Origin of the sequence: Gillisia hiemivivida (assembly GCF_007997295.1) — a bacterium.
Taxonomy (GTDB): Bacteria; Bacteroidota; Bacteroidia; order Flavobacteriales; family Flavobacteriaceae; genus Gillisia; species Gillisia hiemivivida.
The window spans coordinates 1-1,416 of the sequence record NZ_VORY01000047.1 but is presented as its reverse complement, the minus strand read 5'-3'; the positions used below and the strand labels follow the sequence as shown (position 1 = coordinate 1,416).

General features: G+C 37.1%; 2 protein-coding genes. Both read left to right on the top strand.

Annotated features, from left to right (window positions below):
* The first annotated feature begins 64 nt into the window (after positions 1–64).
* Entirely contained in the window at positions 65–421 is a 357-nt protein-coding gene (locus ES724_RS16395) for an ISAon1 family transposase N-terminal region protein (protein ID WP_146935064.1), read from the top strand.
* Between the two features lie 19 nt (positions 422–440).
* Positions 441–1,394, top strand: coding sequence for an ISAon1 family transposase (locus ES724_RS16390; protein ID WP_146935061.1), 954 nt, complete (start codon positions 441–443; stop codon positions 1,392–1,394).
* The last annotated feature ends 22 nt before the right edge of the window (positions 1,395–1,416 follow it).

Sequence of the window (1,416 nt, the reverse complement as noted above, 5' to 3'; positions counted from 1 at the left end):
GGATCAATCTCAAAAGTTGTGTGTGAATTGAAAATGTAGTTCGATATTTGCCAAAAAAAGAGGTTTGGATAACTACCTAGATTTAATTAAGCTTGTATTGCCACAATTCTTAGTGGATCATTTTGATTTAATAAAAAGTAAGAAAGAAAATGAAGAGGTTCTGCATCTTCATTTTGAAGAAGTCAATACACCTCCAAAAGAAGAGACCTCCCGAGTATTAATAGCTCACGGTTTTCACAAAGAAGTAACTATTCAAGATTTTCCATTACGCGGAAACACGGTATATCTTCACGTAAAACGGCGTAGATGGCTAGATAAAACAACTAAAGAAGTTATCCAGAGAGATTGGAATTTAGTAGCACAGGGAACACGAATGACCACCGAGTTCGCTGCTTTTTTAAAAGAAATTAGTCGATACTAAAGCATCAGATTGCCACACCATCGCAGGATTCTATAATGTCAATGGCAAGAGACTCCAACGCCAGTACAAAAATCATTTAAGCGGATTTAAAGAATGGGAGCAAAAGAGACATGCTAACCAATGGCTTATCTTCCCTGATAATATTGGGTCTTATTTATCCATTGATGAAACAGCGCTGTCTAAAGGAGAACTCTACACAATAATTACCAACAAAAAAGCAAAAGGTAAAAAAGGAGCAATAGTGGGCATATTCTCAGGAACCAAGGTGGAACCCATCATAGAACAATTGCTAAAGATATCGGCCAAGAAAAGAGCCAGGGTTAAGGAAATTACCTTAGATATGGCAAACTCCATGAAGATCATTGCCAAAAAATGCTTCCCAAGGGCGATGCAGGTTACCGACAGGTTCCATGTACAAAAACTGGCACTAGAAGCCCTTCAGGATATTAGGATCAAACACAGATGGGCTGCTATTGATCTTGAGAATGAGCAAGTAAAACAGGCGAGAACAAAGAACAAATCATTCAGTCCAAAAGAGTTTAGCAATGGAGACACAAGAAAGCAGCTATTGGCAAGGAGCAGATATTTGCTTTACCAAGCTCCCTCAAACTGGACAGAAAACCAATACACAAGAAGTAAGATATTATTCGATCAATATCCTGATATAAAAATTGCCTTTGATCTATCTCAGGGACTTAGGAATATATTTAATACGGCAACCTCTATGGAAACTGCTTATACAAAACTGGCACATTGGTACAAAGATGTAGAAAACACTGGTTTTAAAGCATTCAATACCATTGCCAACACAATAACACTCAATTATAGATCAATCCTAAACTACTTTATAAATCGGAGCACTAATGCCTCAGCAGAATCATTCAACGCAAAAATAAAAGCCTTTAGAGCACAGTTCAGAGGAGTAAAAAATGTAGAATTCTTCCTCTACAGATTAACCACAATTTTTGCATAAACACAACAATTAGTCATGATCC